The organism is Streptomyces sp. NPDC029138 (assembly GCF_055564375.1).
Genome location: NZ_JBVHWM010000044.1, coordinates 57,616 through 81,064, shown reverse-complemented (window position 1 = coordinate 81,064; position 23,449 = coordinate 57,616). Strand labels below are relative to the sequence as shown.

Sequence of the window (23,449 nt, the reverse complement as noted above, 5' to 3'; positions counted from 1 at the left end):
ATTGGGGACAATAACAACCCCACGACCGAGCCCCTCTTCGGAGATCCCGACGGACTCGCTTCCCCCGGGGGGGGGGGGGGGGGGGCTGCCCCCCCCCCCCCCCCCCCCCCCCCCCCCGCCGGCGTAACCGGGGCGGCAGCGGATCCTCGCTGCGCTGTAATCGCCGGCGTACGTCACGCGCGGTGCCCGGGGAGATTCCCGCGGCCTGCGCCACCTGCCTCAGCGACGCGTCGGGGTTCCGGTGGAGGAAGGCCGCCGCGCGCTCACGGCCGTCCGCCCCGTCGACCGGACGGACCCGCCCGTCCCGGCCGATCCGGGCGTGCAACTGCTCGTCCTGGCCGGTTGCACACCTGTGGCGGAGCTTGCCGATCGTGGTCGCCGACAGGCCCGTGACGTGGGCGACGGCACGGTCGGACCAGTGCGGGTGCGAGTCGAGGACACGTTCGGCGGCGGTCAGTCGCTCGGCCCTGGACAGCGGCAGCCCGTGCCGTACGTTCGAGGCCACGGCCAGGACGAAGGCGCCGTCGTCCGGTCCTTCGTAGAACCGGGCGGGGATCGTCGTCTGTCCGCGTAGCTCGGCGGCGCGCACGCGGTGCGTCCCGTCGATGACGCGCAGGGTGGTGGCGTGCACGATCACGGGTGGCAGTGGCGTGTCGCTCTCGGCGAGGGTGCGGACGTGGTCGTCGTCCGCCTGGACGCTGCGGGGCGAGTCCGCGGGGCGCAGGTCACCGATGTCGACCGTGTGAACGGTCGGGGAGACCGCCGCGAGGACGGCGTGCTCCTCCGTCGTCGCCGCGTCGGTCCGTGGTGCGTGGTCGGGTGGAGGTCCGCCGGCGTTCGACGACTTCCGGTGGGCCATTGTCGTTCCTTCCCCCTGCCTTTCGGCTCGGATACGGCATCGGCGTGACGTCGTCTAGGACGTGAGTTCGAGCAGCGCCCCCCTCGGGGTCGGGTGGTGACCGTGCCGGCAGGTCCGTGGCGCGGGGTGGTGGAGACGGCTGAAGAGGTAGGCGGCCGCGGCCATCGTCATGTGGTGGTGCCAGCCCGGATAGGAGCGTCCTTCGAAGTCCTGGACGCCGAAGTCGTCGATCAGGTCGGCGATGGCGCAGTCCGTGGCCGTGACGGTCTCCGCCAGCGTCGGCACCTCGTGTATCCGGGTGGCCATGTTGGTCAGCCAGTACCGCCCGTCCCGGTGGAAGGGCGAGGCGGGCTGCATGACGAGCCGGTGGGACAGCGGGGCGCGGCGCGGTCCTCCGGCGAGGTAGGCGGGTCCGGTGTGCAGCAGGAAGCGCCCCGAACGGCGGTCGCCCGGGGGGACCGCCGACGCGAGGGCCGGCTGTCCTCGGCGGTGTGTCATGGCGGTCGCGGCCGACACGGGGCGCCGGCCCAGGGCGGCCAGGTGCATCCGCTGGTCGGGGCCGACCTCGCACAGGAAGTCCTGCCCGTGTTCCGTCAGCGCGTCGACGACCAGGGCGGCGTCCGGGGTCTCGGTCAGGTCCAGCACCCAGGGCGCCGCGCCGCGGCCCGGCAGGGCGGTGGCCGCGGTCACCAGTTCCCGCATGTGCTCGGCCAGGGTCCGCGCGGTCTCCGTGTCCGGTACGCGGGCCCGCCCGCGTCGTACGGTGTCGGTGCTCCAGGTGTCGTCCAGGAGCAGCCGCCAGTCCACGGGCAGGCTGCCGGCCGGTGTGGCCGCGAACAGCCCTATGGCCAGCTGGCAGTTGACGACGCGTCCGGCCCGGGGGTCGAAGCGCCGGTGGACGCCCACCGAGTGGTGGCCGCGCTTGCGGATGGTGATGGTGGCGATGCTCCACGCCTGTGGCCGGCTGTGTTCGGTGATGGCCCGCACCAGTGCCTGGCGGACCGGGGCCCAGTCCCAGGGACTGCCGTTGATGAACTGCTGGAGACCGTGCGCGGACGCCGTTCGCGGAGTGACGGCCTGGGCGAGGCCGCGCAGGGTCTTCCTGCCCGGCACGGTCAGCAGACCCTGGAGATAGGCCTGCGCCCACCTGCGCTGGTCGACGCGCGGGAGCGAGGCGAAGATCTTGTTGACGAAGGCTGCGACGGCGGCGCTCTCCGGGATTGTCGGGTGCCCCTCGTACATCGCTAACATCCGGTTTTCCCCCTTGTTACCCACCCCACCGCAGCGGGTGCCGACCGTCGGCCGACCGGCCGCAGCCAAAAATACCTTCCCACAGGTAGTTTTCCCGGATGTAGGAACGACTTTGCGAATTCACGTCGTGAGCAGGGAATTTGTCGCCGGATCAGGACTGGAAAGCGGTTGTGACGGCGTGCAGGTCCTCCAGAGCGGCACGCGCGCCCTCGGCGAGGAAGACTCCCGTGACGTTGAGGATCACCTCGTCGACGCCCGCGGCCCGGTACTCGTACAGCCGCGCCGCGATGTCCTGCGGATCACCGGTCAGGCAGACGCCGTCGGCGACGAGCCGGCCGGCCGCCTCCCGGGGACGGGCCGGGTCGACGTCGAGCCCCGCCCGGCGGAGCATGTCGGTGTAGTGAGCGGACCCCAGGTGGGCTCCTACGGCGGCGAACGCCACCTGGTCCAGGTCGCGGCCCGGCCGTCGTACCGCGAGGTGCACGACGCTCGCCACGCGCGGCACGGGCCGGTCCGCCGCGCGGGCGCCTGCGCGCAGCGCGGGCATGATCCGGTCGGCGAGGTAGGGCAGCGGCGCGAGCCAGGTGATGGCCACGTCGGCGCTGGCGCCCGCGGTTCTCGCCATCCCGGGGCGGAGCACGCCGAGCCCCACCTCGACGCCCGGACCCGGCAGTTCGGGCAGGGCGTAGCGGGTGGTGTGCGCCGCGCCCCGGTACTCGACGGCGTCTCCGCGCAGTAGCCGCCGCATGACCGTCGCGTAATCGGCCATGGCCGTCAGGGGGCTGTCGTACGGCTCCGGCAGCAGGCGTTCCTGGAGGTCGAGCGAGCCCGGCCCGTACCCGGCGACGTACGGCGCCTTCGACAGCACGCTCACCGTGCGGGCCTCGACGGCGGCCTGGTAGGGGTGGCGCAGCGGCGCGAGGGAGACGGCGGTGCCGAGCGGGAGACCCGGCCGGCGGGCGGCGAGTGCGGCCAGTGCCATCTGGGATTCGAGATGGAAGGACTGTCCCAGCCACAGCCGTCTCGCACCCAGGCGCCGGACGAAGGACGCGAAGGCCTCCATGCCGTGCAGCTCCCGGGGCGGCGCGGGATAGAAGACGGACAGCGCCTTCGCTTCGGCGGGCATCGGGCCTCCTTGTCGCTGTGCCGGCACCTCGGTGCGCACCGGCCCTGCCGCTGTATACCTGACCCGCGAGCGCGGGAGACGCGGGGAGCGGGGAACCTGGCGAGATGGCGGTACGACTTCGCGAGGTCCGAGCCGGGCATATGCAGCCGGGATGGGCGGCGGTGACGGTTTCGGACAGCTCGCGCCCTTCCGCTTGTCGGCCCTGCTCGACTGAGAAAAAATTCCGTAATGATGGTTTGTTCTTCGTTTCGATGCCGAAGGGGCGCTGTGGTCAAGCAGGACAGAGCACGAAGGACCCATGAGCTGCTGCTGGACGCGGCGGCCGCGGAGTTCGTCCGCCACGGCTATGTGGGGGCCAACTTGCAGCGCGTGGCCGAGGAAGCCAACCTGACCAAGGGGGCGCTGTACGCGCACTTCGCGTCGAAGCGCCTGCTGGCGAACGCGCTGACCACACCGTTCGAACGCGCCTGGCGCGAGCTGCTGGCGCAGGCCGGACGGACCGACCTGTCACCGGCGGAGCGACTGCGTCTCATCACCGACGGACTCGCCGGGCGGCTCCAGGCGGATCTCCGCTTCCGCGCCGGCTTCCACCTGGCCAGCGAGGACGCCCGCACGCACGGCCGACTCCCTCGCTTCGCCCGGGACTTCAGCGGCTGCGTGCTGGGGCTGGCGGCCGAGGCCCAGCAGCAAGGGCAGCCGGCGGGGTTGCAGGACCCCGAATGGCTAGGACAGCTGCTGCTGGTCCTCATGTACGGCGTCTACTACACCACGCCCGAGTGCGGCATGGACCGGTTCGGTGACGCCGTGTGCGCCCTGTGGGGGCACGTCGTGCGCGGCGGGGAGGGCGCCGAGGCCGCTCCGCCCTCCCTGCCCGCCCTGTGCGGTCAGCGGTGACCGGGGCCCGGCCGGGCGGGCAGGCGGTGCGCGCCCGGCAGCGCCCGGCACAGCTCCGGGTCGTCCCCCACCACCACGGGGTGGCCCACGGCCGCGAGCATCGGCAGGTCGCTGATGTGGTCGCCGTACGCGTAACAGGCGGCGGGCGAGACGTACGGATAGCGGCGTAAGACCTCCTCCACGGCCCGCCGCTTGCCCGCGCCGATGACCGGCTCACCGACCAGTTCCCCGGTGTAGCGGCCGTGGCGGATCTCGGGGCGGCTGCACAGCAGGTGGTCGGCGCCCACCTCTGACGCGATCGGTGCCAGCAACGCGGGGAACGAGCCGGACACCAGCACCAGCAGGGATCCCTGGGCGCGGTGCCGCAGCAGGGCGGCGCGGGTGGCCTCCACAAAGAGCCGGTGGTCGCGCTGCCGGTCGGCCGCCCATCGCTTCGCCGCCGCCGCGACGTCGGTCACCGTCTCACCGCTCCACACCCGGTAGTAGAGCCGGTTGCCCTCCACGCGACCGCCTCCGCCGGCCAGCAGCCGTCCGACGGCGCGGCGTGTGTCCTCCGCGCGGTGGGCCCTGGGCCCGCCGAGGAAGTAGTGGTCCATGAAGTCGAACAGGCTCTTGCACGCGATCAGCGTCTCGTCGACGTCGCTGAAGACGATGCTCGCCGGCCGGTGAGCGTCCGCGCCCGGGGACGCCGCGGAGCGGGTGCCCGTCACGGACGCTCACCGGCCGGCAGGGCGGCGGCGTAGGCGGCGGCCGCCGCGTCGAGGCTCAGCGCGCCGTGCGTGGCGACCGTCCGTACGTCGTCCCACCTGCGCCGGAACTCGCCGTCGAGGGCGTCCGGCGCCGATGTCTCGCCCTGGGCGAGGGACGTCACCGCGTCGGCCAGGCGCTGCGCGGAGACGGCCGCGTCTCGCTGGTTACGGGCCACCGTCCCCGGAGTGACGGGCGCCGAGTCGGCACGGCGGGCGGCCGCGTCCAGCAGCAGTTCCACCGCGTCGATGTCCGCGCTCACCCGGGCCAGACCGATGCGGCGGGGCGCGTGCTGCCGCGCCTCCAGCCCGGGCCGGACCTGGCGCGTCCACGCGCGCAGCGCCGCTCTGGCGGCGCCCAGGGCCGGGGCGCACATCAGAAGCTGACCGGCCAGCTGGGCCGGGGCCGTGTGACACCGGGCCCCGTCACGGTCGTCGCGCGCCTCCAGCAGGGCGGACAGCGGCAGGCTCCGATGCTCGGGGACGAACGTCTCGGTGAGCGTGACGTGGTGGCTTCCGGTGGCGCGCAGCCCGGCCGCGTCCCAGGTGTCGCTCACCGTGACGGTGTCGCGCGGCGCGGCGAAGACGCGGGCCGGGCCTCCGTAGTCCTCCGGCGCGACCAGGAGGAGCCACGCGGCGTGCTCCACACCGCTGACCACCGGCCAGCGGCCCTCGACCAGCCACCCCCGTGCCACCTTCCGGGCCCGGCCGGACACCGGCCGCAGGCCCGCGGCGATCCGGGTGTCCGGGCCCGCGCCCCACATCTCCCGATGCGCCGGCAGCGGGAGGCGCGCCGCGAACCGGCCGTGCGCCGCCCACAGCATGCCGCACCATGCGGTGGAGGCGCAGCTCTCGGCCAGCGCGGCGGTGGCGTGCAGCAGTTCGCGGAACGTGCCGCTGCCGCCGCCCCACCGGCGGGGAACGAAGTGCCGGGCGAACCCGGCCTCGTCCAGAGCGCGCAGGGTCTCCTCATGGAGGCTGCGCCGGGCGTGCGCCTCCGGGGCGAGGCGCGCGGCCACGTGCACGGCGCGCTCAAGCCGCCCTCGGCTCAGTTCACTTGTCGGTACGACACCCAAGCGGTGGGTGTCCGCCAGGGGTTGCTGTGTCCCTAGGCCGGCCGGCGCGCCTGCGGCACTTCCGAAAGCAGGCGTCGATCGCGGTATCGGCGGGTTGTCGGAGGTCTGCTGATCGGTATGCATAGGGCTGTTTTCTGACGGGGGCGGCCGGAAGGGGTCTATCGATGACTGTCGGTCGGGACGCACGTCTCGGCGTGGTGCCAGCGCCCCGTGATCGCGGCGACGCCGCGGTCGTCCTGGGCGGCGTCGATGGCCAGGTGCCGGCAGCCGCACGGAGCGGTGTGGTCGTCGGTGACCGTGAGCCGCACCGGCGAGTCCAGCTCCGCGAAGGCAAGGCAGTCCACGCTCAGCGAGGTGAGCTGGTGGGCGAGGGCGGGCCGGGTGCCGCTCGCGCCGGGACCGCTGGTCACCACGTGGCCGAGCTGACGCACCCCTTCCAGCAGGACCATCAACGGGACATGATCCGTGGGATGGTCGAAGAGGACGGCGTGGTCGAGGTCGGCGTGCAGCTCCCATTCACCGGCCCGCCCGGTCGCGGCCAGCACGCTGTCCTTGCCGCGCAGCCGGCCCACCTGGGCGGCGGGCAGGGTGAGTCCCCGGCGCCGCTGCGCGGGAATCACCGTGCCGCTCCCGCCGGTTCGCTTTCTCAGCACGGAGTAACGGCGCTCGTCCAGCGCGACGACCTCCAGGCTGCCCCGGCCGATCCTCCGGTCACCCACGGCCAGTTCGGCCTCCAGCCGCATGCCGTGCCGGTGCGGCGGCCGGCTGTCCACCCACTCCCAGCGTGCTTCCAGCACGACCGGCAGCGGCTGCCCGGTGACCCGGAGCGCGTGGGGCTCCGTGATGTCAAGTTCCATGCGCCGGCCGACGAAACGCCGGTCCAGCGGTATGGCGTAATGCCAGTGCGCGAGGTAGACGAGTGCCTGGCGGATGGTCTCGGCGGCGAGCAAGGGATCGCTGCGCCCGAGTACGTCAGGATGGTAGAGAGCGTGATCACGCGGCCACTGCGCACCGACCAGGAAACGGTCGTCACCGAGCGCCAGCGCGTCCGTGAGGAACACCTCCGCCACGGACGCCCGGTGAACCAGGTGACGCGGAACGGTCCGTTGGAAGGTGAGTCGCCCCGCGTGCCCGCCAGGGCAAGTCCGTGCGCCTGCGTTACCCTGCTGCACCTCGCTCATGCATACTCCCCCGGTTGCGTCTGAGACGGCCGAACGGCCAACCCCCCACGTCAAACCTACCTTTGGGAAGGTTTATTCCCTGGCAAAGAAACGTCTCGCCGGCGCGTAGCGGAAGAGGGACCTCTAGGCATTGGAGACTCCAGATGAAAGACCCCCACGACACGAGCGTCGGCCACGGCCCGACGGCACAGCGCAAGGAGCTCAAGCAGGAGCGTGCCATCCGCTCGCGGGGGAACATCCTGCTGGCCGCGGCCCGGGCGTTCGCGCAACGGGGCTACCCGGCCGTGACGATGCTCGATGTCGCCGAACTGTCGGGCATGACCAAGGGAGCGGTGTACTTCCACTTCACCAACAAGGAGGCACTGGCCCTCGCGGTGACCACCGAGTTCTACAAGCGGCTGCCCGCCATCTCCGACACCGTCGCCGAACTGGAGCTTCCTCCGGTCGCCTCGGTGGCGGAACTGCTGCTGCGCACGGCGGCGGCGCTGCGGGACGAGCCGATGATGAAGGCGGGGGCACGGCTCCAGATAGAGCGGGGGCTGATCGACGTCGACCTGCCCATCCCGTTCCAGGACTACACCGCGCTGATCACGTCCTGGTTCCACAGCGCGCTGGCCGCCGGGGAACTGGAACACGAGACCCCGCCCGCGACGCTGGCACGCGTGCTGGTCTCGGCGTTCTTCGGCGCTCAGCACATGTCCTGGGTCCTGCACGACCGGGAGGACATCGTCGAGCGGACCGTGGAAGTGCTGCACGCGGTGGTTCCCTGCACCAGGGACCCCCGGCACATCAGCCCGTTCCTGCTGGAGCAGGCGTCCGCGTGAACCGCTGAGGGGTCAGCCGGGGGCGGATGCCGTCGGCGGAGTCAGCCGGAGGCCGATGCCGTCCGCTCCCGTCTCGTCCGCTTCTTCTCCTGGTTGCCGCACGCGCCCATCGAGCACCAGCGGCGGCTTCCGGGGCGGGAGTTGTCGAGGAAGAGCGCACCACAGCGCGGTCCGCCGCAACGGCGTACGCGCTCCATCGCCGGGGAGGTGACGAGGTCCAGCGCGTCCCGTGCGACCAGTGACAGCATCGCGGCGACGACGTCGTCGGCCTGCCACCCCAGTCGGCCGGCCGCGTCCAGGTGGGGCACCGGTGGGGGCGCGGACGCCCATGCGTTGAGCCGTGCGCGGACGTCCGCGGGCACCTGGTCCGGGCCCGTGCCGTCCAGCCTGCCCACCAGCAGGTCGTACAGCACCTCCCGCGCCTCCCGCGCACGGCTCACGTCCTCCTGGCGCACCGGCCGCGATCCCGCCGCCGGAGCGCAGGCGCAGCACTGCTCGGCCCACGCCAACAGCTCGTGAGGCGTGCGCAGTTCCTCCACCTGACCGACCTCGCCGCGGTATCGCAGGGTGCGCAGGAAGTCGAGGCTGAGACGCCCCGCGCCTTGCCGGAAGACGATCGAACCGGGCCTGTTCATGCCGGCAAGCCTACTGACGGCACCGGTTTGACTGGTACCTTGAGGAACCGGTTAAACCGGTTCTCGCATCCTGTTGGGCTTCCACGTCTCCTGTTGAGGCTTCCGTGTCTCCTGTCGGGGCTTCCGTGTCTCCTGTTGGGGCTTCCATGTCCGTCACCTCCGCACCCTCCGCCGCCACAACCCAGTTACCCGGCCGGCTCCTGGCCCTGTTGGCTCTCACCTGCGGCGTCAGCGTCGCCACCATCTACTTCCCGCAGGCCCTCACCCCGCTCATCGCCGACGACTTCCACATATCGTCCGGCTCGGCCGCCCTCGTCGTGACGGCCGGTCAGTTCGGTTACGCGGCGGGCATCTTCTTCCTCGTCCCGCTCGGCGACCGCGTCCCCTGGCGCCGACTGCTCGCCGTCCTGCTCTCCCTCACCGGGGCGGGACTCCTCCTCGCCGGTACCGCGACGACTCCGCTCGTCCTAACCGTCGCCAGCGTCCTGGTCGGGACGACCACCGTGGTACCGCAGATCATCATCCCGTTGGCCGCCGGCCTCGTCGCCGAGCACCGGCGCGGCACGGCGACCGGCGTCCTGCTCAGCGGCCTCACCCTCGGCATCCTGCTCGCCCGGGCGTTCGGCGGCGGGCTGGGCGGCTGGCTGGGCTGGCGCGCGCCCTATCTCCTGGCCGGCGCCGTCATCCTGGTCCTCGCCGCCGTCGTACCCAGTCTCCTCCCCGCCCACCGGCCCACGAGCGCGCCCGCCTACCTCGACCTGCTCAAAGCACCCGCCGAACTGCTGCGCACGGTCCCGGAACTGCGCCGCTCCTGCCTGTACCAGGCACTGGTGTTCGCCGGATTCAGCGCCGCCTGGACGCTGGTGCCCCTGCTCATGACAGGGCCCGCCTACCACCTCGGCACCGAGGCCGTCGGACTCGTCGCCCTGGTCGGCGCCGGCAGCGTCCTGTCGACCCCGTTCGCGGGCCGGCTCATCGACCGGCACGGGACCGACCGCATGAGCCTGTGGTGCCTGCTCGGCGCGCTGGCGGCCCCCCTGGTCCTGCTGCCCTCGTCGGCAGGCGGAGCGTTCGGCCTGACGGCGCTGATCGGCGGGATGCTCGTGCTGGACGTCGCCCTCCAGTCCGGACAGGTGGCCAACCAGACCCGCATCTTCGCCGTCCGCCCCGACGCGAGGAGCCGCCTCAACACGGCGTACATGACGTGCGTCTTCCTCGGTGGAAGCCTGGGCTCATGGGCGGGCGTCACCCTGTACCGCCATGCCGGCTGGGCCACGGCCATGACCGCGATCCTCCTGACCAACGCGGTGGCTCTGGGCCGGCATGTGCTGCATCTGACGTATGGCCGACGGCGGGTGGCGGGGGCTGCTGACCGCTGAGACGACGGCACTGGATACGGACGGCGCTGGGGGTGGGTGCGGGGTGGCGGCGTTGGGCGTGGCGGCGTGCGGTTGGGTACGGCCGGTACGCCGGGCGGCGTCTGACTGGCGGGCGTCGCTCGGGCACTTCGTCCGGTATGCATGGACCTGGCCAAGGCGCTCACCCCTCCGCGCCGGCGCGGCGCCACCGCCCTTGCGGCTGACGGAGGTCGCTCACACAGCGTCGTCCGGTATGCCGAGGCCGGTCAGCGCGCCGACCGGGTCGAGGTCCGGGGTGCCGCGGGGCCACCAGTCGTCCTGGCCGGGGTCCGATTCGTAGGCGTACCACAGGCCGTCGCGGCCGAGGCGGAGCTGGACGTGGCCGCGTGGGTGGGTGAGGCGGTTGCGCCAGGGGCGGAACGCCGGCAGGTCGGCGGCGAGCAGCAGCGGCCGGGCCCGGTCGAAGCGGCCGGCCGGCGGGTCCCACGGCTCCTCCAGCGCGTCCAGCCCCGCCAAGCCGCCCTGCCGCCAGGCCGCGACGGCACGCGCGAGGTCGGCCGGGGTGCGGTGTGCGGCGTCGGCGAGCGTGGCGTACAGCGTGCGGGTGGCCGCGGTCAGCCCGGAACCGGGGCGGGCCGCGGCGAGCCGTACCGCGTCCTGCCACAGGGTCAGCTCGCCGACCGGGTCGCGTCCGGTGGCGAGCAGGGAGTGGGCGCGGGCGGCGGCGTCGGTCGCCAGCTGGTCCAGCGCGAAGGGGTCCGGGCCGCCGGGCGCCGAGGGATACGCCGGTGGCTGCTCGGGATGCGGGGGCACCGGCAACGGCGGGGGCAGCGGCGGCAGTTCGCGCGGGGCGAGGGCATCGGCGGCCCGGACCCCGGGCAGGGTCTGCGGCTGCCGTTCCCGCGCGGCGCGGGCGGCGCGGGCGGCACTGCGCCGGGACAGCGCGTCGAGCAGCTCCTTCTCGCCCCGGCCGCGCAGCAGGAGCAGCACGAAGGGGTCGGCGTCGAGCAGACGGGCCGTCTGGTAGCAGAGGGCGGCCGCGTGCTTGCAGGGGTGGCCGGAGTCGGGGCAGCTGCAACGAGGGGCGAGGTCGCCGGGGCCGGGCAGCAGGGGCACACCGCAGTCGGCGAGCGACTGGGGCAGCTCCTTGTCGAGCAGCGCCGCGATGTGCCCCGGCCGGTCGGCGGCGGCGTCCAGGAACGTCTCCCAGTCCTCGTCCTCCAGCGTGCGCACCCGCACCTGCACGCGGTACGGCCGGGGCCGGCTTCCTCGCACGTACGCCAGCACCAGTCCCGGCGTGACGGTGATCGCGTCCACATGCCCCTGGTCCGCGTACCCCCGCCCCCGCGCCAGCCGCTTCGCATCCAACGCGCCCTGCTCCAACGCCCCGACCCAGGCGTTACCCCACCAGGTCCGGGCGAACGCCCCGTCCACACCGACGCTCTGGCGCGGTGCGAACGCCGGGAAGGTACGGCGCAGTTCGCTGTCACGGTGGGGGGTGGCCATGGTCGGCGGTACGTGCGGGGCGGTGGGGGCGGGGTGCGTTGTCGGGTGGGTGGGAGCAGTGCCGGGGGCAGGGTGCGCGGAGGGGGTGGCCGAGTGCGAGGAGGCGGAGGGCTCGGACGGCCCGGGGCGCGCCGAGGCGGCCTGGGCAGCCGGGGTCCAGCGGGCCAACGGCTCGGCTGGACCGGGGCGGGCCGAGGTGTCCGCCGAAGAGACGGGCTCGGACGGCGACGCCGACGAAGCGGAGGGGGTGCTCGCCGTGGTCGAGGAGACGAACGGCTCGAACGGAGTCGCGGACCTCGCGGTCGGGCCGGGGTACGCCGATGCGTGCGCTGACGGGGTGGACGGGTCAGCCGGGCCAAGGTGCACCGATGCCTGCGCCGACGAGGTGGACCGGGCTGCCTCACCCCAGGGAGGCGACGGCTCAGCGGGCTCTGGGTGGACCGACGCGTGCGCCGACGGGGCAGACGGGTCAGCCGGGTCGAAGTGCGCCGATGCCTGCGCCGACGAGGTGGACCGGGCTGCCTCACCCCAGGGAGGCGACGGCTCAGCCGGGCCGAGGTGCACCGATGCCTGCGCCGACGGGGCAGACGGGTCAGCCGGGCCAAGGTGCACCGATGCCTGCGCCGACGAGGTGGACCGGGCTGCCTCACCCCAGGGAGGCGACGGCTCAGCGGGCTCTGGGTGGACCGACGCCTGCGCCGACGGGGCGGACAGGTCAGCCGGGCCGAGGTGCACCGATGCCTGCGCCGACGGGGCGGACGGGGCAGCCGGGCCGAAGTGCGCCGATGCGCGGGGCGATGGGGTGGACGGCTCGGCTGGGGCCCAGGGGGCGGGCGCGGGCGGCGACGGAGCCGAGGGGGTGGTCCGGGGCACCTCGGGTGAAGGCCCGGGCACCGAAGGCGCGGGTGCGGAAGCCGAAGGCCTGGATGCGGGGGCTGGGCGCTCCGATGGGGAGGCGGCGTCCGGAGATGAGGGCGTGTTCAACAGGTTCTTGGAAGTGGTGCCAGGCGCTTCGGGCGAATGCTCGGACGCCGAGGGCGACGGCTCCGACGCCGGCGTCGACGGGGTCGGCTCGGTCGCTGTGGGCGTGGCGTGGCCGGGCTCCTCCGGCTCCTCGGCGGTTTCCGCCCACGTGGGCATGCGGAAGGCGGTCGCCAAGTAGCGTCGCATGTCCTGCGCGGCCTTGGCCCTGGCGGCCGGGGTGTCCTGCCCCGGTGCGGGTGAGGTGCGCGGCGTCGCGGCACCGGGACGCGCCGGTGTCCGCTGCTCACGCCGAGGTTCCGCCGCCTGCGCGCGCAGCGCCTCTCGCCGGGCCGCACGCAGCGCCTCCCGAGCGACGTCACCGGGACGCCCGCCCGTGGCACCGGCCGACCCCGTCCCCACCCGGCCGGCCTCGGCCGAGTCCGCCTTCGACGCGGGGCCCCCGGCCCCCGCTCCAGGAGGTGCGGCCTCCTCGCGGCCCCCATCCGGCACCGGCCCGGCGGCATCGGCCACCGGCGCCGAACCAGCAGCCGTCGCCGGTACGCCCTGACCCCGCCGCGTGGCAACGGCAGCCCGGAGCGCCGCGCGCGCCACATCGCCGGGCCTCGCCCCACGACTGCCGGAAACCCCCGCCGGCCCCCCGTCACCAGGCTCCCCCTCACCACCGGACGACACGGCCCTCACCGCACCATCCGGCTCGGCGTCACCCCCAGACGGCACGGCTCGCACCGCACCATCCGGCCGGGCCTCGTCATCCCCGAAAGGCCCCGCCCCCGGCACACCCCCCAGCTCGCTTTCACCACCGGACGGCACCCCACGCACCCCATCACCCGGCCCGGCGACACCCCCAGACCGCACCGCCCTCACCCCATCACCCAGCCCGGCCTCACCACCCCCGAAAAGCTCCGCCCCCGCCCCCGGCACACCCCCCAACTCGCCTTCACCACCGGACGGCACCCCACGCACCCCATCACCCGGCCCGGCGACACCCCCAGACGGCACCCCACGCACCACACCACCCAGCCCGGCCTCGTCACCCCCGGAAAGCCCCGCCCGTGCCGCCTCCCCCAGCTCGGTCTCGCCACCGCCGGAGAGCCCCGCCGGCCCCCCATCCCCCGGCCGATGCTCAGCCGCCTCATACGCCCCGTCGGTAGGAGCCGTCGCCTCAGCGGCAGAGTCCCGCGCCTCCTCGGTCGGCTCGGAAGCCGTTTCCTCCGGTGTGCCCGGCGTCGCCCCCGCCGTCCGCAGCCGCTCGGTCTCCGCCCGTTCGCGGGCCGCGCGGAGGGCTCGGCGGGCCGCGTCGCCGGGGCGGGGCGGGGGTGTCATGGGGTCCTCCGCAGGGAGACGAGGTCGGAGAGTTCGCGGTCCGTCAGCTCGGTGAGCGCGGCCTCGCCGGAGCCGAGGATGGCGTCGGCCAGGGCCCGCTTGGACGCGAGCATCTCGGCGATGCGGTCCTCCACCGTGCCCTCGGTGACCAGGCGGTGGACCTGGACCGGCTGGGTCTGGCCGATGCGGTACGCGCGGTCCGTGGCCTGTTCCTCGACGGCCGGGTTCCACCAGCGGTCGAAGTGGATGACATGGCCCGCGCGGGTGAGGTTCAGACCGGTGCCGGCCGCCTTCAGGGACAGCACCAGCACCGGTGTCTCGCCGTCCTGGAAGCGGTCGACCATGCGCTCGCGCTCCGGCACCGGTGTGCCGCCGTGCAGCAGGTCGACGGGGATCGCGCGGGCGGACAGGTGGGCGGTGAGGAGGCGGGCCATGCCGACGTACTGGGTGAAGACGAGCGCCGAGCCGTCCTCGGCGAGCAGCGTGTCCAGCAGCTCGTCCAGGAGGGAGAGTTTGCCGGAGCGGGCGGCCAGGCGGTCGGGCCGCGCGTCCTCCTTCAGGTAGAGCGCCGGGTGGTCGCAGATCTGCTTCAGGGCGCCGAGGAGCTTGAGCACCAGGCCCCGGCGGGCCATCCCCTGCGCCGTCTCGATGGCCAGCATCGACTCGCGCACCACCGCCTCGTACAGCGCGGCCTGTTCCCGGGTGAGCGGCACCGGGTGGTCCGTCTCCGTCTTGGGCGGCAGCTCGGGCACGATGCCGGGGTCGGACTTCTTGCGCCGCAGGAGGAAGGGGCGGACCAGCCGGGCCAGGCGCTGCACCGCTTCCTCGTCCTCGCCGTTCTCCACGGCTCGCGCGTGCCGGGCGCGGAAGGACTTCAGCGGGCCGAGGAGCCCGGGGGTGGTCCAGTCGAGCAGGGCCCACAGTTCGGAGAGGTTGTTCTCCACGGGGGTGCCCGTCAGCGCCACGCGCGCGGGGGACGGGATCGTGCGCAGCGCCTTGGCGGTGGCCGAGTAGGGGTTCTTCACATGCTGGGCCTCGTCGGCGACGACCATGCCCCAGGGCTGTTCGGCGAGGCGGGCCGCGGTGGAGCGCATGGTGCCGTACGTGGTGAGGACGAAGCCGCCGTCCACGCCGTCCAGGCTCCGGTCGGGGCCGTGGAACCGGCGGACGGGGACGCCGGGCGCGAACCGGGTGATCTCCCGCTGCCAGTTGCCGAGGAGGCTGGCCGGGCAGACGACGAGGGTGGGCTCGGGGCGGGCCCGCTTCAGGTGCAGGGCGATGAGGGTGACGGTCTTGCCGAGGCCCATGTCGTCGGCGAGGCAGCCGCCGAGGCCGAGCGAGGTCATCAGGTCGAGCCAGGCCAGGCCGCGCAGCTGGTAGTCGCGGAGGGTGGCGCGCAGGCCGGGGGGCGGGTCGGCGGGGCGCAGGCCCGCGGTGAGGCGGTCCCGCAGGGTGGCCAGCGCGCCGGCGGGGACGGCCTCGACGGTCTCGCCGTCGACCTCGGCGGTGCCGGTGAGGGCGACGGCGAGCGCGTCGACCGGGTCGAGCAGGCCCAGTTCGCGTTTGCGGGCCTTGCGGACCAGCGCGGGGTCGACGAGCACCCAGCGGTCCCTCAGCCGCACGACCGGGCGGTGGGCCTCGGCGAGGGCGTCCATCTCGGCCTCGCCGAGCGGATCGCCGCCGAGCGCCAGCTGCCAGCGGAACCGGAGCAGGTCCTCGCTCTCGAAGAAGCCGGTGCCGTCGGTCGCCGAGCCGGGCGCCGGACGGACCACGGCGGTGGCGGTCAGATCGCGGGCGAGGTCCCGGGGCCAGTGCACGGCGACCCCGGCGGCGGCGAGCCGGGAGGCGGCCACACCGAGCAGCTCGCCCAGCTCCTCCTCGGACAGGGCGAGGACGTCGGGGACGTCCTGCTCGGCGAGGCGGTCCAGGGGCGGCCACACCCGGGCGGCGCGCCGCACGGCGAGGGCCGCGTCGACGCGCGCGCGGGGCCCGAACGCCGGGTCGGCCTCACCCGCCCACAGGGCCGCCGCGTCGGCCACCAGGGTGGGGTCGGCGAGGCTGTGCACCTGTACGACGGCCGCTCCGGCGGCGCGGGCTCCCTCGCGCGCGTCGGCGTCGAAGACGTCGGACGCGGACAGGTCCAGGCGGAGCGAGATGCGGACGCCCGCGTCCATCCCGGCGGCCACCTCGGCCGCCCACGCGTGAGCCTCGGGCAGGGTCTGGGGCTCGCGGGCGGCGAAGGGCCGGCCGGCGGTGTAGGGGGCCGCGGGGGTGCGCGGCAGGGTGTCGGCGACCGCGTCCAGGAAGGAGCGGATCAGGGCCTCGGGCTCGGGCAGCCGGAGCGCGCCCGGGCCGGGAAGGGGCACGGCGTGGCCCTCGGGTGGCAGGGCCGCGGCGATGGCGCGCAGGTGGGCGATGTCGTCGGGCTCCAGCGGGCCGGCCCGCCACGCGTCGTGGCCGGCCGGGGTCAGGCCCGGCAGCAGCCGGCCACGGGCGACGAGCCGCAGCGCGTGCAGCGCGGCGGCGCCCCAGCAGGCGGTGGCCGGATGGGCGGCCGGGTCGCGCCGGGCGCGGACCAGCAGCGGCAGGGCCTCGGCGAGGGGCACGGTCAGCGCGGGCACCTGCCGGCGGCGCACACCGGCGCCGTGCCGTCGTACGACCGTCAGCTCTTCGGGGTCGCCCTCGCTCGCGGTGGGCAGCGGGTCGCCGTCGGGGTCCCAGAAGGCGAGGCGGCCGTGGCGCGGCAGGGGCGCGGGCAGATAGACGGACGCGAGGCGCACCGGGACCGGGTGCCCGGTCTCCGTCTCCCGGGAACCCCCCGTGCGCTCGGCCACCGCAGCCGTGCCGCTCATACGTCCTGCCACCTCCCGCCCGTGCGTCGGATCAGACGTCTTCGACTCTACGGGCGGGGTCTGACAATCGGCTCCGGGGCCGGGTCACGGCCCCGGCTACGGAACCGTGCGGGAGACCACGAACACCATCGGATACTCCGGGTCGGACAGATTGACGACCACGTCCTGGGTCGGCGCCGGGTTCTTCTGCTGGTGGGTCAGGCCCCACCACGGGCCGGGGCCGCTGAAGGTCCAGCCGCTGACCTTCCGGTCGCGCTCGCCGACGGCGATGTCGTCCTTCTTCAGCTGGTCCCGGCGCACGCCCATGGCCTCGAGGAAGCTGTCCAGACCGGCGGGGTTGGTGCGGAACTGCACGTAGAGGCGGCTGGTCTTCCAGTTGTTCGTCTCGTAGTAGGCGATGTCGTCGGCGGGGTGCGGGACGGTCACCTGGTAGAGGCGGCGCTGCACCTTCGACGGCCACCCCGGGGTGAGGCCCGTCGCCGAGTACTTCGCCTCCTTGTCCTTGCCGCTGTTGCGGCTCTGGTTCGCGGAGATCACCAGGTAGCCGGCCGGGACGCCGATGAGCAGGACGATGATCAGGAGGGTGAGCGCCCGGCGCTTTGCCTTGTGGCGCGGGTCCTCGGCGGGCCGCTCTGGCTCGTCCGGCGGGCCGCCCTGGTGGGGCAGCGACGGCGTCATGCGGTGTCCCGGTCACGGCGGGCCTGGGCGTACCGCTCGTAGCGCTCGTACCGCTCCACCCGGCGCCGCTTGGCCCGGCGGAACCGGCGGGCGACCAGCCGGGCCAGGTCGGCGGCGCCCACCATGCCCGCCTCGGGGCCGAGCTGGGCGCGGGTGATGCGGGCCTCGGGTCGGTAGCCGCGGCCGGTGAGGTGCCGCTTGAAGGCGTCCCGGGCCGGGCCGATGAGCAGGTCGTCGGCGGCCGAGACGCCACCGCCGATGACGAAGCAGGAGGGGTCGAGGGCGGCGGCGAGGTTGGCGATGCCGACGCCGAGCCACTGGCCGATGTCCTGGAGCAGCTCCACGCACATCGCGTCGCCCTCGCGGGCCAGCTCGGTGATCATCGGGCCGGTGATGTCGCCGATGTTGCCCTTGACGTGCTCGATGAGCCCGTAGGCGACCGGCGAGTCGGCGGCGGCCAGCTCGCGCGCCTCCCTGACCAGCGCGTTGCCGGAGCTGTACTGCTCCCAGCAGCCACGGTTGCCGCACGGGCAGCGGTGTCCGCCGGGGACGACCTGCATATGGCCGAACTCGCCGGCGACGCCGAACTTGCCGCGCTTGACCTGGCCGTCCTCGAGGATGGCGCCGCCGATGCCGGTACCGAGGGTGATCATGACGAGGTGGTCCTCGCCCCGGCCGGCGCCGAAGCGCCACTCCGCCCAGGCGGCCGTGTTGGCGTCGTTGTCCACCAGGACCGGTACGGAGAGCCGGCCGGCGAGGCGGTCGCGCAGCGGTTCGTTGCGCCAGGACAGGTGGGGGGCGAACAGGACGCGGTTGCGGTCGGCGTCGACCCAGCCGGCGGCGCCGATGCCGACCGCGTGCACGTCGTGCCGGTCGGACAGGTCCAGGACCAGCTCGACGATGGTGTCCTCGACGACCTTGGGGCTCTTGGACTTGTCCGGGGTCTCCGCGCGGAGCTTCTCCAGGATGTTGCCGTCGGCGTCCACGACGCCCGCCATGACCTTGGTGCCGCCGATGTCGATGCCGACGGTGGGGACACGGGGCGCGGTCAGATGTGACCGACGCTCTCGTGTGCCTACGGTGCGCAGGACCGGGGCTCGGCGGGAGCCGATGGGGGCGGTGAGGTCGCGGTAGGTGCTCATCGGCCTTGATTGTGCCGCACGCTCACGCTGGGTGCTGCGCGGGGCCGGAGGGGGGAGTGCGCGTCTGACGCTGGGTGCGGGTGCGTCGTGGTTTCTCGCGCAGTTCCCCGCGCCCCTTAACTCCGTTGCAGTTCATGGCGTAGAGCATCCAGGTCGGATCCCCCGGCCATCTGCTGGGTCAACTCGTCCAGCGTTATCTCGTCCCGTGTGTAATTGCCCACCATCGTGCCCCTCCTCAGGAGCACGAACCTGTCCCCCACCAGGTATGCGTGGTGCGGGTTGTGGGTGATCAAGACAACGCCCAGGCCCTCGTCCCGTGCCGCCGCCACATATTTCAGGACCACACCGGACTGCTTCACTCCCAGTGCCGCCGTCGGCTCGTCCAGGACCAGGACCTTCGCGCCGAAGTGGACGGCCCTCGCGATGGCGACACACTGGCGCTCGCCACCCGACAGCGTGCCGATGGGCTGGTCGACGTCCCGGAGGTCGATGCCCATGCGGAGCAGCGCCTCGCGGGTGGTGCGGCGCATGAAGTCGGTGTCCAGGCGCTTGAAGGGGCCGGTGCCCTTGCGGGGCTCGGAGCCGAGGAAGAAGTTGCGCCACACCGGCATGAGGGGGACGACGGCCAGGTCCTGGTGGACCGTGGCGATGCCCCGGTCCAGGGCCTCGCGCGGGGAGGAGAGGGTCGTCTCCTCGTCCTCGATGCGCAGGGTGCCGCCGTCGTGCCGGTGCAGGCCGGCGACGATCTTGATCAGGGTGGACTTGCCCGCGCCGTTGTCGCCGAGGACGCAGGTGATCTCGCCCGGGTGGACCTCCAGGGAGACGCCTTCCAGGGCGCGGACGGTGCCGTAGTGCTTGCTGACGTCGGTCAGCTCGACGAGTGTCACTTGGTCGCCTCCGCGCGCTTGCGGACCCAGGCGTTGAGCAGGGTCGCGAGGAGCAGCATCGCTCCGAGGAAGAACTTGAACCAGTCGGGGTTCCACTCGGCGAAGACGATGCCCTTGCTGGTCATGCCGAACAGCAGCGCTCCGACGGCCGAGCCGACCGCGCTGCCGTGGCCGCCGGTGATCAGGCAGCCGCCGATGACGGCCGCGATGATGTAGATCAGCTCGTTGCCGACGCCTTCGCCGGACTGGACGGCGTCGAAGGAGAAGAGCAGGTGCTGACCGGAGATCCAGGCGCCGAACGCGACGCCCATGTAGAGGCCGATCTTGGTCTTGGCGACCGGGACGCCGACCGCGCGGGCCGCGTCCTCGTTGCCGCCGACGGCGAAGATCCAGTTGCCGGTGCGGGTGCGCAGCAGGATCCAGGAGGCGAGGACGACCAGGCCCAGCCACCACAGGATGGTGACCTTGACGTCGACGCCGCCGACGCCGATCGTCGAGGCGAACACGGCGTGGGCGCTGGGGAAGCCCTCCATGTCGGCGATGGTCTTGGTGGAGACCGTGCCGTCGATCAGCTTGGTGAAGCCGAGGTTCATGCCGGTCAGCATCAGGAAGGTGCCCAGCGTGATGATGAAGCTGGGCAGCTTGGTGCGGGTGAGCATGAAGCCGTTGAAGGCGCCGATGGCCAGCGTGACCAGCAGGGACACGCCCACGCCGACCCAGGTGTTCGCCGTCATCTGGTAGCTGAACATCGAGGAGATCAGCGCGGACGACGTCACCAGGACGCCCGCCGAGAGGTCGAACTCGCCGCCGATCATCAGCAGGGCCACGGGTACGGCCATGATCCCGATGGTCGAGGAGGCGTAGAGGACCGTGCTGAGGCTCGTGGCGCGCAGGAAGCCGTCGGCGGCGAAGGCGAAGAAGACGAAGACGGCGAGGGCGCCGACGACCGAGCCCAGTTCCGGGCGGGCCAGCAGCTTCCGCAGCGGGGAGGTCTGAAGAATCCTTTCGTCGAGCAGCTTCTCGTCCGTGACGGCGCTCATCGGGTGCCCCGCTCGGTGTACTCCGCGAGAGCGGACGCCTGCTCCTTGGTGATGATCTGCGGACCGGTCAGCACCGGCCGGCCGCCGCCGAGGACGTCGCCGTTGTACTTGTACAGCCACAGCAGGTCGACGGCCTGGTAGCCCTGGAGGTACGGCTGCTGGTCCACGGCGAAGCCGAGGGTGCCGTTCTTCAGCGAGGCCGCCACCTTGGCGTTGAGGTCGAAGGTGTCGATCTCGGCCTTGCTGCCCGCGTCCGTCCGCGCCTTCACCGCGGTGTCGGCGTAGGGGGCGCCGAGGGTGACGACGGAGTCGACGGACCGGTCGGCCTGGAGCTTGGCCTCGATCGCGGACTGCACGTCGGGCATGTTGGTGCCGTTGACGTAGAGCTTGCGCAGCGTGCCGTGGAAGGTCTTGGCGACGCCGTCGCAGCGCTGCTCGTGGCCGACGTTGCCCTGCTCGTGCAGCACGCACAGGGCCTTCTTCTTCCCGCGCTTGTTCAGCTCGTCACCGACCGCCTCGCCGGCGACGGTCTCGTCCTGGCCGATGTGCGTGAGGGCGCCGAAGGCCTTGGACTCCTCGGAGCCGGAGTTGACGGTCATCACCGGGATGCCGGCCTTCTCGGCACGGGCCACGGCCGCCTTCATGGCGTCCGGCTTGGCGAGGGTGACGATGATGGCGTCGACCTTCTTGTCCACTGCCGCGTCCACCAGCTGCGCCTGCTGCTGGGCCTCGTCGTCGTGCGAGTAGAGGAAGTTGATGTTGTCCTTGACGGCGGCCTGCTCGGCGCCGCTCTGGACGATGTCCCAGAAGGTGTCGCCGTCCCCCGAGTGAGTGATCATCGCGAAGGTCCAGCGCGGAGTGTCCACCGCCGCCCTGCCCTGGGCGGCGGCGGCCTTGCGGGCGTCCTCCGCCCGTTTGCCTCCGGTGCTGCTGCATGCCGCCAGGGACACGGAGAGTGCCCCCGCCAGCGCTATGCCTACCCAGGTCCGAAACCGTGCCACGAGGCCGTGCCCTTCTTGCCGTGTTCGTACATACGCAAGGGGCCGTCGATCGCTTCAGCGGCCCCAAACGCTCCAGTATCGAACACGAGGAACACCCATGACATGACCGGGGAGCCCCCACGGGTCGCATTGTCCGGACATTGCGACGAAGCCGGTCGGTCGATCAGGGGCGTACGAGCAGCTGGAACTCGAAGGAATAGCGGCTCGGGCGGTAGGTGTGGTCGCCGAACTCGACCGCGCGGCCCGTGTCGTCGAAGGTGGTGCGCTGCATGGTGAGCAGCGGGGCCCCCTCCGCCTCGCCGAGCCGCCCGGCCTCGGCGGCCGTCGCGCCCCGCGCGCCGATGGACTGGCGGGCGCTGTGCAGGGTGATCCCGGCGGAGCGCATCAGCCGGTACAGGCCGGTGGCCTCCAGCTGGTCGGTGTCCAGGTCGAGCAGGCCGGGCGGCAGGTGGTTGATCAGGTACGCCATCGGCTCGCCGTGCGCGAGGCGGAGCCGCTCGACGCGGTGGACGTCACCGCCCTCGGCGACGCCGAGCGCGGCGGCGACCGCGGCGGAGGCCGGGACGACCGTGTTGACCAGTACCTTCGTCGCGGGGCGCTGACCGGCCGCTTCCAGGTCGTCGTAGAGGCTGCTCAGTTCCAGCGGGCGCTTGACCTGGCTGTGCACGACCTGGGTGCCCACGCCCCGGCGCCGCACGAGGAGACCCTTGTCGACAAGGGACTGGATGGCCTGGCGGACGGTCGGCCGGGACAGTCCCAGGCGCGCGGCCAGCTCGATCTCGTTGCCCAGCAGGCTGCCCGGGGTGAGCCTGCCGTGCTCGATGGCGGCCTCCAGCTGCTGGGACAGCTGGAAGTACAACGGCACCGGGGAGCTACGGTCCACACGGAGGTCGAGCGGCACGGTCGGGTCCACATCTGGTTTCGGCACGGGCCCGAGCGTAGCCCTGTGCCCGGTTGACGGGAAGTCGTGTAGTCCGGTTGTCCGGACATACGCATTGACAGCGTACGGGGTTCGCCCTCACTTTGTTTCCATGCGCATCGGGGTCATCGGTACGGGCCGGATCGGCACCCTCCACGCGAGGACGCTCAGCCGCCACCGCGAGGTCGGATCCCTGATCCTGACGGACACGGACCCGGCGCGGGCTCAGGCGCTGGCGCACCGGCTGGGCGAGACGGCGGCGCCCGGCGTGGACGAGATCTTCCGGTGGGGCGTGGACGCGGTGGTGATCACCACGGCGACGGCGGCCCACGCCGAACTCATCGGCCGGGCGGCCCGCTCCGGCCTGCCGGTCTTCTGCGAGAAGCCCATCGCGCTGGACCTGCCGGGCACACTGCACGCGCTCGCCGAGGTGGAGACGGCCGGGACGGTTCTCCAGATGGGCTTCCAGCGGCGGTTCGACGCGGGCTACGCCGGCGCCCGGGAGGCCGTCCGCGCGGGCCGGCTCGGCCGGCTGCACACCGTACGGGCCCTGACCTGCGACCAGTCCCCGCCGCCGGCCGAGTGGCTGCCGCTGTCCGGCGGGCTGTTCCGGGACACGCTGATCCACGACTTCGACGTGCTGCGCTGGGTGACGGGCCGGGAGGTGACCGACGTGTACGCCACCGGCTCGGACCGCGGCCCCGCGATGTTCCGGGAGGCCGGGGACGTCGACACGGGCGCGGCGCTGCTCACGCTGGACGACGGCACCCTGGCCACGGCGACGGCGACCCGGCTGAACGGCGCCGGGTACGACGTCCGCATGGAGCTGGCCGGGGAGCGCGACACGGTGGTGGTGGGCCTGGACGACCGTACGCCCCTCGCGTCCACCGAACCGACCGGTCCGCCGCCCGCGGACAAGCCGTGGGCGGGCTTCCTGGAGCGGTTCGGCCCCGCCTACGAGGCCGAACTGAACGCCTTCGTGGAGGTGGTCCGCGGCGAGCGAGCCAACCCGTGCGACGGCCGGGAGGCGCTGCAAGCCCTGCGCATCGCCGAGGCCTGCGAGCGTTCCCGCCACGAACGGCGTCCGGTGGCGCTGGCGGAGGTGCCGGGTGGGGTGGGGGCGCTGTAGCCGAGGCGGGAACAGCGCTCGGACGGCTGAGCCGTCAT

Annotated in this window: 19 protein-coding genes and 1 pseudogene; 5 read left to right on the top strand and 15 right to left on the bottom strand. The window is 73.3% G+C overall.

The annotated features are described in order from the left end of the window. From ACZ4WH_RS28795 to ACZ4WH_RS28785, 3 genes are all read right to left on the bottom strand, one after another. Positions 1-859 (bottom strand): ParB N-terminal domain-containing protein (locus tag ACZ4WH_RS28795; protein ID WP_468185875.1); only part of this gene is annotated, 859 nt, incomplete at its 3' end. Positions 860-913: 54 nt separating this feature from the next. Further along, complete coding sequence (locus ACZ4WH_RS28790; protein ID WP_468185890.1) at positions 914-2,101, bottom strand: IS701 family transposase; 1,188 nt, start codon at positions 2,099-2,101, stop codon at positions 914-916. Positions 2,102-2,261: 160 nt separating this feature from the next. Then, positions 2,262-3,236, bottom strand: coding sequence for an LLM class flavin-dependent oxidoreductase (locus ACZ4WH_RS28785; protein WP_468185872.1), 975 nt, complete (start codon positions 3,234-3,236; stop codon positions 2,262-2,264). Positions 3,237-3,503: 267 nt separating this feature from the next. Between ACZ4WH_RS28785 and ACZ4WH_RS28780 the strand changes: the two genes are divergently transcribed. Next, positions 3,504-4,130, top strand: coding sequence for a TetR family transcriptional regulator (locus ACZ4WH_RS28780; RefSeq protein ID WP_468185870.1), 627 nt, complete (start codon positions 3,504-3,506; stop codon positions 4,128-4,130). Here the strand turns inward: ACZ4WH_RS28780 and ACZ4WH_RS28775 are convergent. The 3 genes from ACZ4WH_RS28775 to ACZ4WH_RS28765 form a co-directional block, all read right to left on the bottom strand. Then, positions 4,121-4,840 (bottom strand): HAD family hydrolase, encoded by a 720-nt coding sequence (locus ACZ4WH_RS28775; protein ID WP_468185868.1) that lies wholly within the window; start codon positions 4,838-4,840, stop codon positions 4,121-4,123. The genes ACZ4WH_RS28780 and ACZ4WH_RS28775 overlap by 10 nt on opposite strands. After that, the gene (locus ACZ4WH_RS28770; RefSeq protein WP_468185865.1) at positions 4,837-5,901 is read right to left on the bottom strand and encodes an acyl-CoA dehydrogenase family protein; all 1,065 of its coding nucleotides are present in this window, start codon (positions 5,899-5,901) and stop codon (positions 4,837-4,839) included. The genes ACZ4WH_RS28775 and ACZ4WH_RS28770 overlap by 4 nt, the downstream gene beginning before the upstream one ends. 209 nt (positions 5,902-6,110) lie before the next feature. Then, positions 6,111-7,133 (bottom strand): ScbA/BarX family gamma-butyrolactone biosynthesis protein, encoded by a 1,023-nt coding sequence (locus ACZ4WH_RS28765; protein ID WP_468185862.1) that lies wholly within the window; start codon positions 7,131-7,133, stop codon positions 6,111-6,113. Positions 7,134-7,276: 143 nt separating this feature from the next. Here ACZ4WH_RS28765 and ACZ4WH_RS28760 point away from each other — a divergent pair, with 143 nt between their 5' ends. Then, positions 7,277-7,957 carry a ScbR family autoregulator-binding transcription factor gene (locus ACZ4WH_RS28760; protein WP_468185860.1) on the top strand — a complete coding sequence of 227 codons (681 nt, stop codon included), beginning with the start codon at positions 7,277-7,279 and terminating at the stop codon, positions 7,955-7,957. Positions 7,958-7,998: 41 nt separating this feature from the next. Here the strand turns inward: ACZ4WH_RS28760 and ACZ4WH_RS28755 are convergent, their stop codons facing one another. After that, positions 7,999-8,592 (bottom strand): CGNR zinc finger domain-containing protein, encoded by a 594-nt coding sequence (locus tag ACZ4WH_RS28755; RefSeq protein ID WP_468185857.1) that lies wholly within the window; start codon positions 8,590-8,592, stop codon positions 7,999-8,001. A 146-nt stretch (positions 8,593-8,738) separates the two neighbouring features. Here ACZ4WH_RS28755 and ACZ4WH_RS28750 point away from each other — a divergent pair, with 146 nt between their 5' ends. Then, positions 8,739-9,971 (top strand): MFS transporter, encoded by a 1,233-nt coding sequence (locus tag ACZ4WH_RS28750; protein ID WP_468185854.1) that lies wholly within the window; start codon positions 8,739-8,741, stop codon positions 9,969-9,971. A gap of 213 nt (positions 9,972-10,184) precedes the next feature. Here the strand turns inward: ACZ4WH_RS28750 and ACZ4WH_RS28745 are convergent. Beyond that, positions 10,185-11,465, bottom strand: a pseudogene (locus ACZ4WH_RS28745) (SWIM zinc finger family protein); the annotation flags it as partial. Positions 11,466-12,456: 991 nt separating this feature from the next. On the opposite strand from ACZ4WH_RS28745, the gene ACZ4WH_RS28740 reads away from it, so the two are divergent. Next, positions 12,457-12,618, top strand: a complete 162-nt coding sequence (locus ACZ4WH_RS28740; protein WP_468185851.1) for a hypothetical protein — start codon at positions 12,457-12,459, stop codon at positions 12,616-12,618. Positions 12,619-13,759: 1,141 nt separating this feature from the next. Here the strand turns inward: ACZ4WH_RS28740 and ACZ4WH_RS28735 are convergent. From ACZ4WH_RS28735 to ACZ4WH_RS28705, 7 genes are all read right to left on the bottom strand, one after another. Continuing rightward, positions 13,760-16,615: a DEAD/DEAH box helicase gene (locus ACZ4WH_RS28735; protein WP_468185849.1), complete on the bottom strand. Its 2,856-nt coding sequence runs from the start codon at positions 16,613-16,615 to the stop codon at positions 13,760-13,762. Between the two features lie 96 nt (positions 16,616-16,711). Beyond that, the gene (locus tag ACZ4WH_RS28730; protein WP_468185847.1) at positions 16,712-17,293 is read right to left on the bottom strand and encodes a sugar kinase; all 582 of its coding nucleotides are present in this window, start codon (positions 17,291-17,293) and stop codon (positions 16,712-16,714) included. Next, complete coding sequence (locus tag ACZ4WH_RS28725; RefSeq protein WP_468185845.1) at positions 17,290-18,435, bottom strand: ROK family glucokinase; 1,146 nt, start codon at positions 18,433-18,435, stop codon at positions 17,290-17,292. The genes ACZ4WH_RS28730 and ACZ4WH_RS28725 overlap by 4 nt, the downstream gene beginning before the upstream one ends. Before the next feature lie 116 nt (positions 18,436-18,551). Then, a complete protein-coding gene (locus tag ACZ4WH_RS28720; RefSeq protein ID WP_468185842.1) occupies positions 18,552-19,322 on the bottom strand; it encodes an ATP-binding cassette domain-containing protein in 771 nt (256 codons plus the stop codon). Then, positions 19,319-20,362: an ABC transporter permease gene (locus ACZ4WH_RS28715; RefSeq protein ID WP_468185839.1), complete on the bottom strand. Its 1,044-nt coding sequence runs from the start codon at positions 20,360-20,362 to the stop codon at positions 19,319-19,321. The genes ACZ4WH_RS28720 and ACZ4WH_RS28715 overlap by 4 nt, the downstream gene beginning before the upstream one ends. Then, entirely contained in the window at positions 20,359-21,363 is a 1,005-nt protein-coding gene (locus ACZ4WH_RS28710; protein WP_468185836.1) for a sugar ABC transporter substrate-binding protein, read from the bottom strand. The genes ACZ4WH_RS28715 and ACZ4WH_RS28710 overlap by 4 nt, the downstream gene beginning before the upstream one ends. Before the next feature lie 163 nt (positions 21,364-21,526). After that, positions 21,527-22,264: a GntR family transcriptional regulator gene (locus ACZ4WH_RS28705; RefSeq protein WP_468185886.1), complete on the bottom strand. Its 738-nt coding sequence runs from the start codon at positions 22,262-22,264 to the stop codon at positions 21,527-21,529. A 130-nt stretch (positions 22,265-22,394) separates the two neighbouring features. Between ACZ4WH_RS28705 and ACZ4WH_RS28700 the strand changes: the two genes are divergently transcribed. Continuing rightward, positions 22,395-23,411: a Gfo/Idh/MocA family protein gene (locus ACZ4WH_RS28700; protein ID WP_468185834.1), complete on the top strand. Its 1,017-nt coding sequence runs from the start codon at positions 22,395-22,397 to the stop codon at positions 23,409-23,411. Positions 23,412-23,449 lie beyond the last annotated feature (38 nt).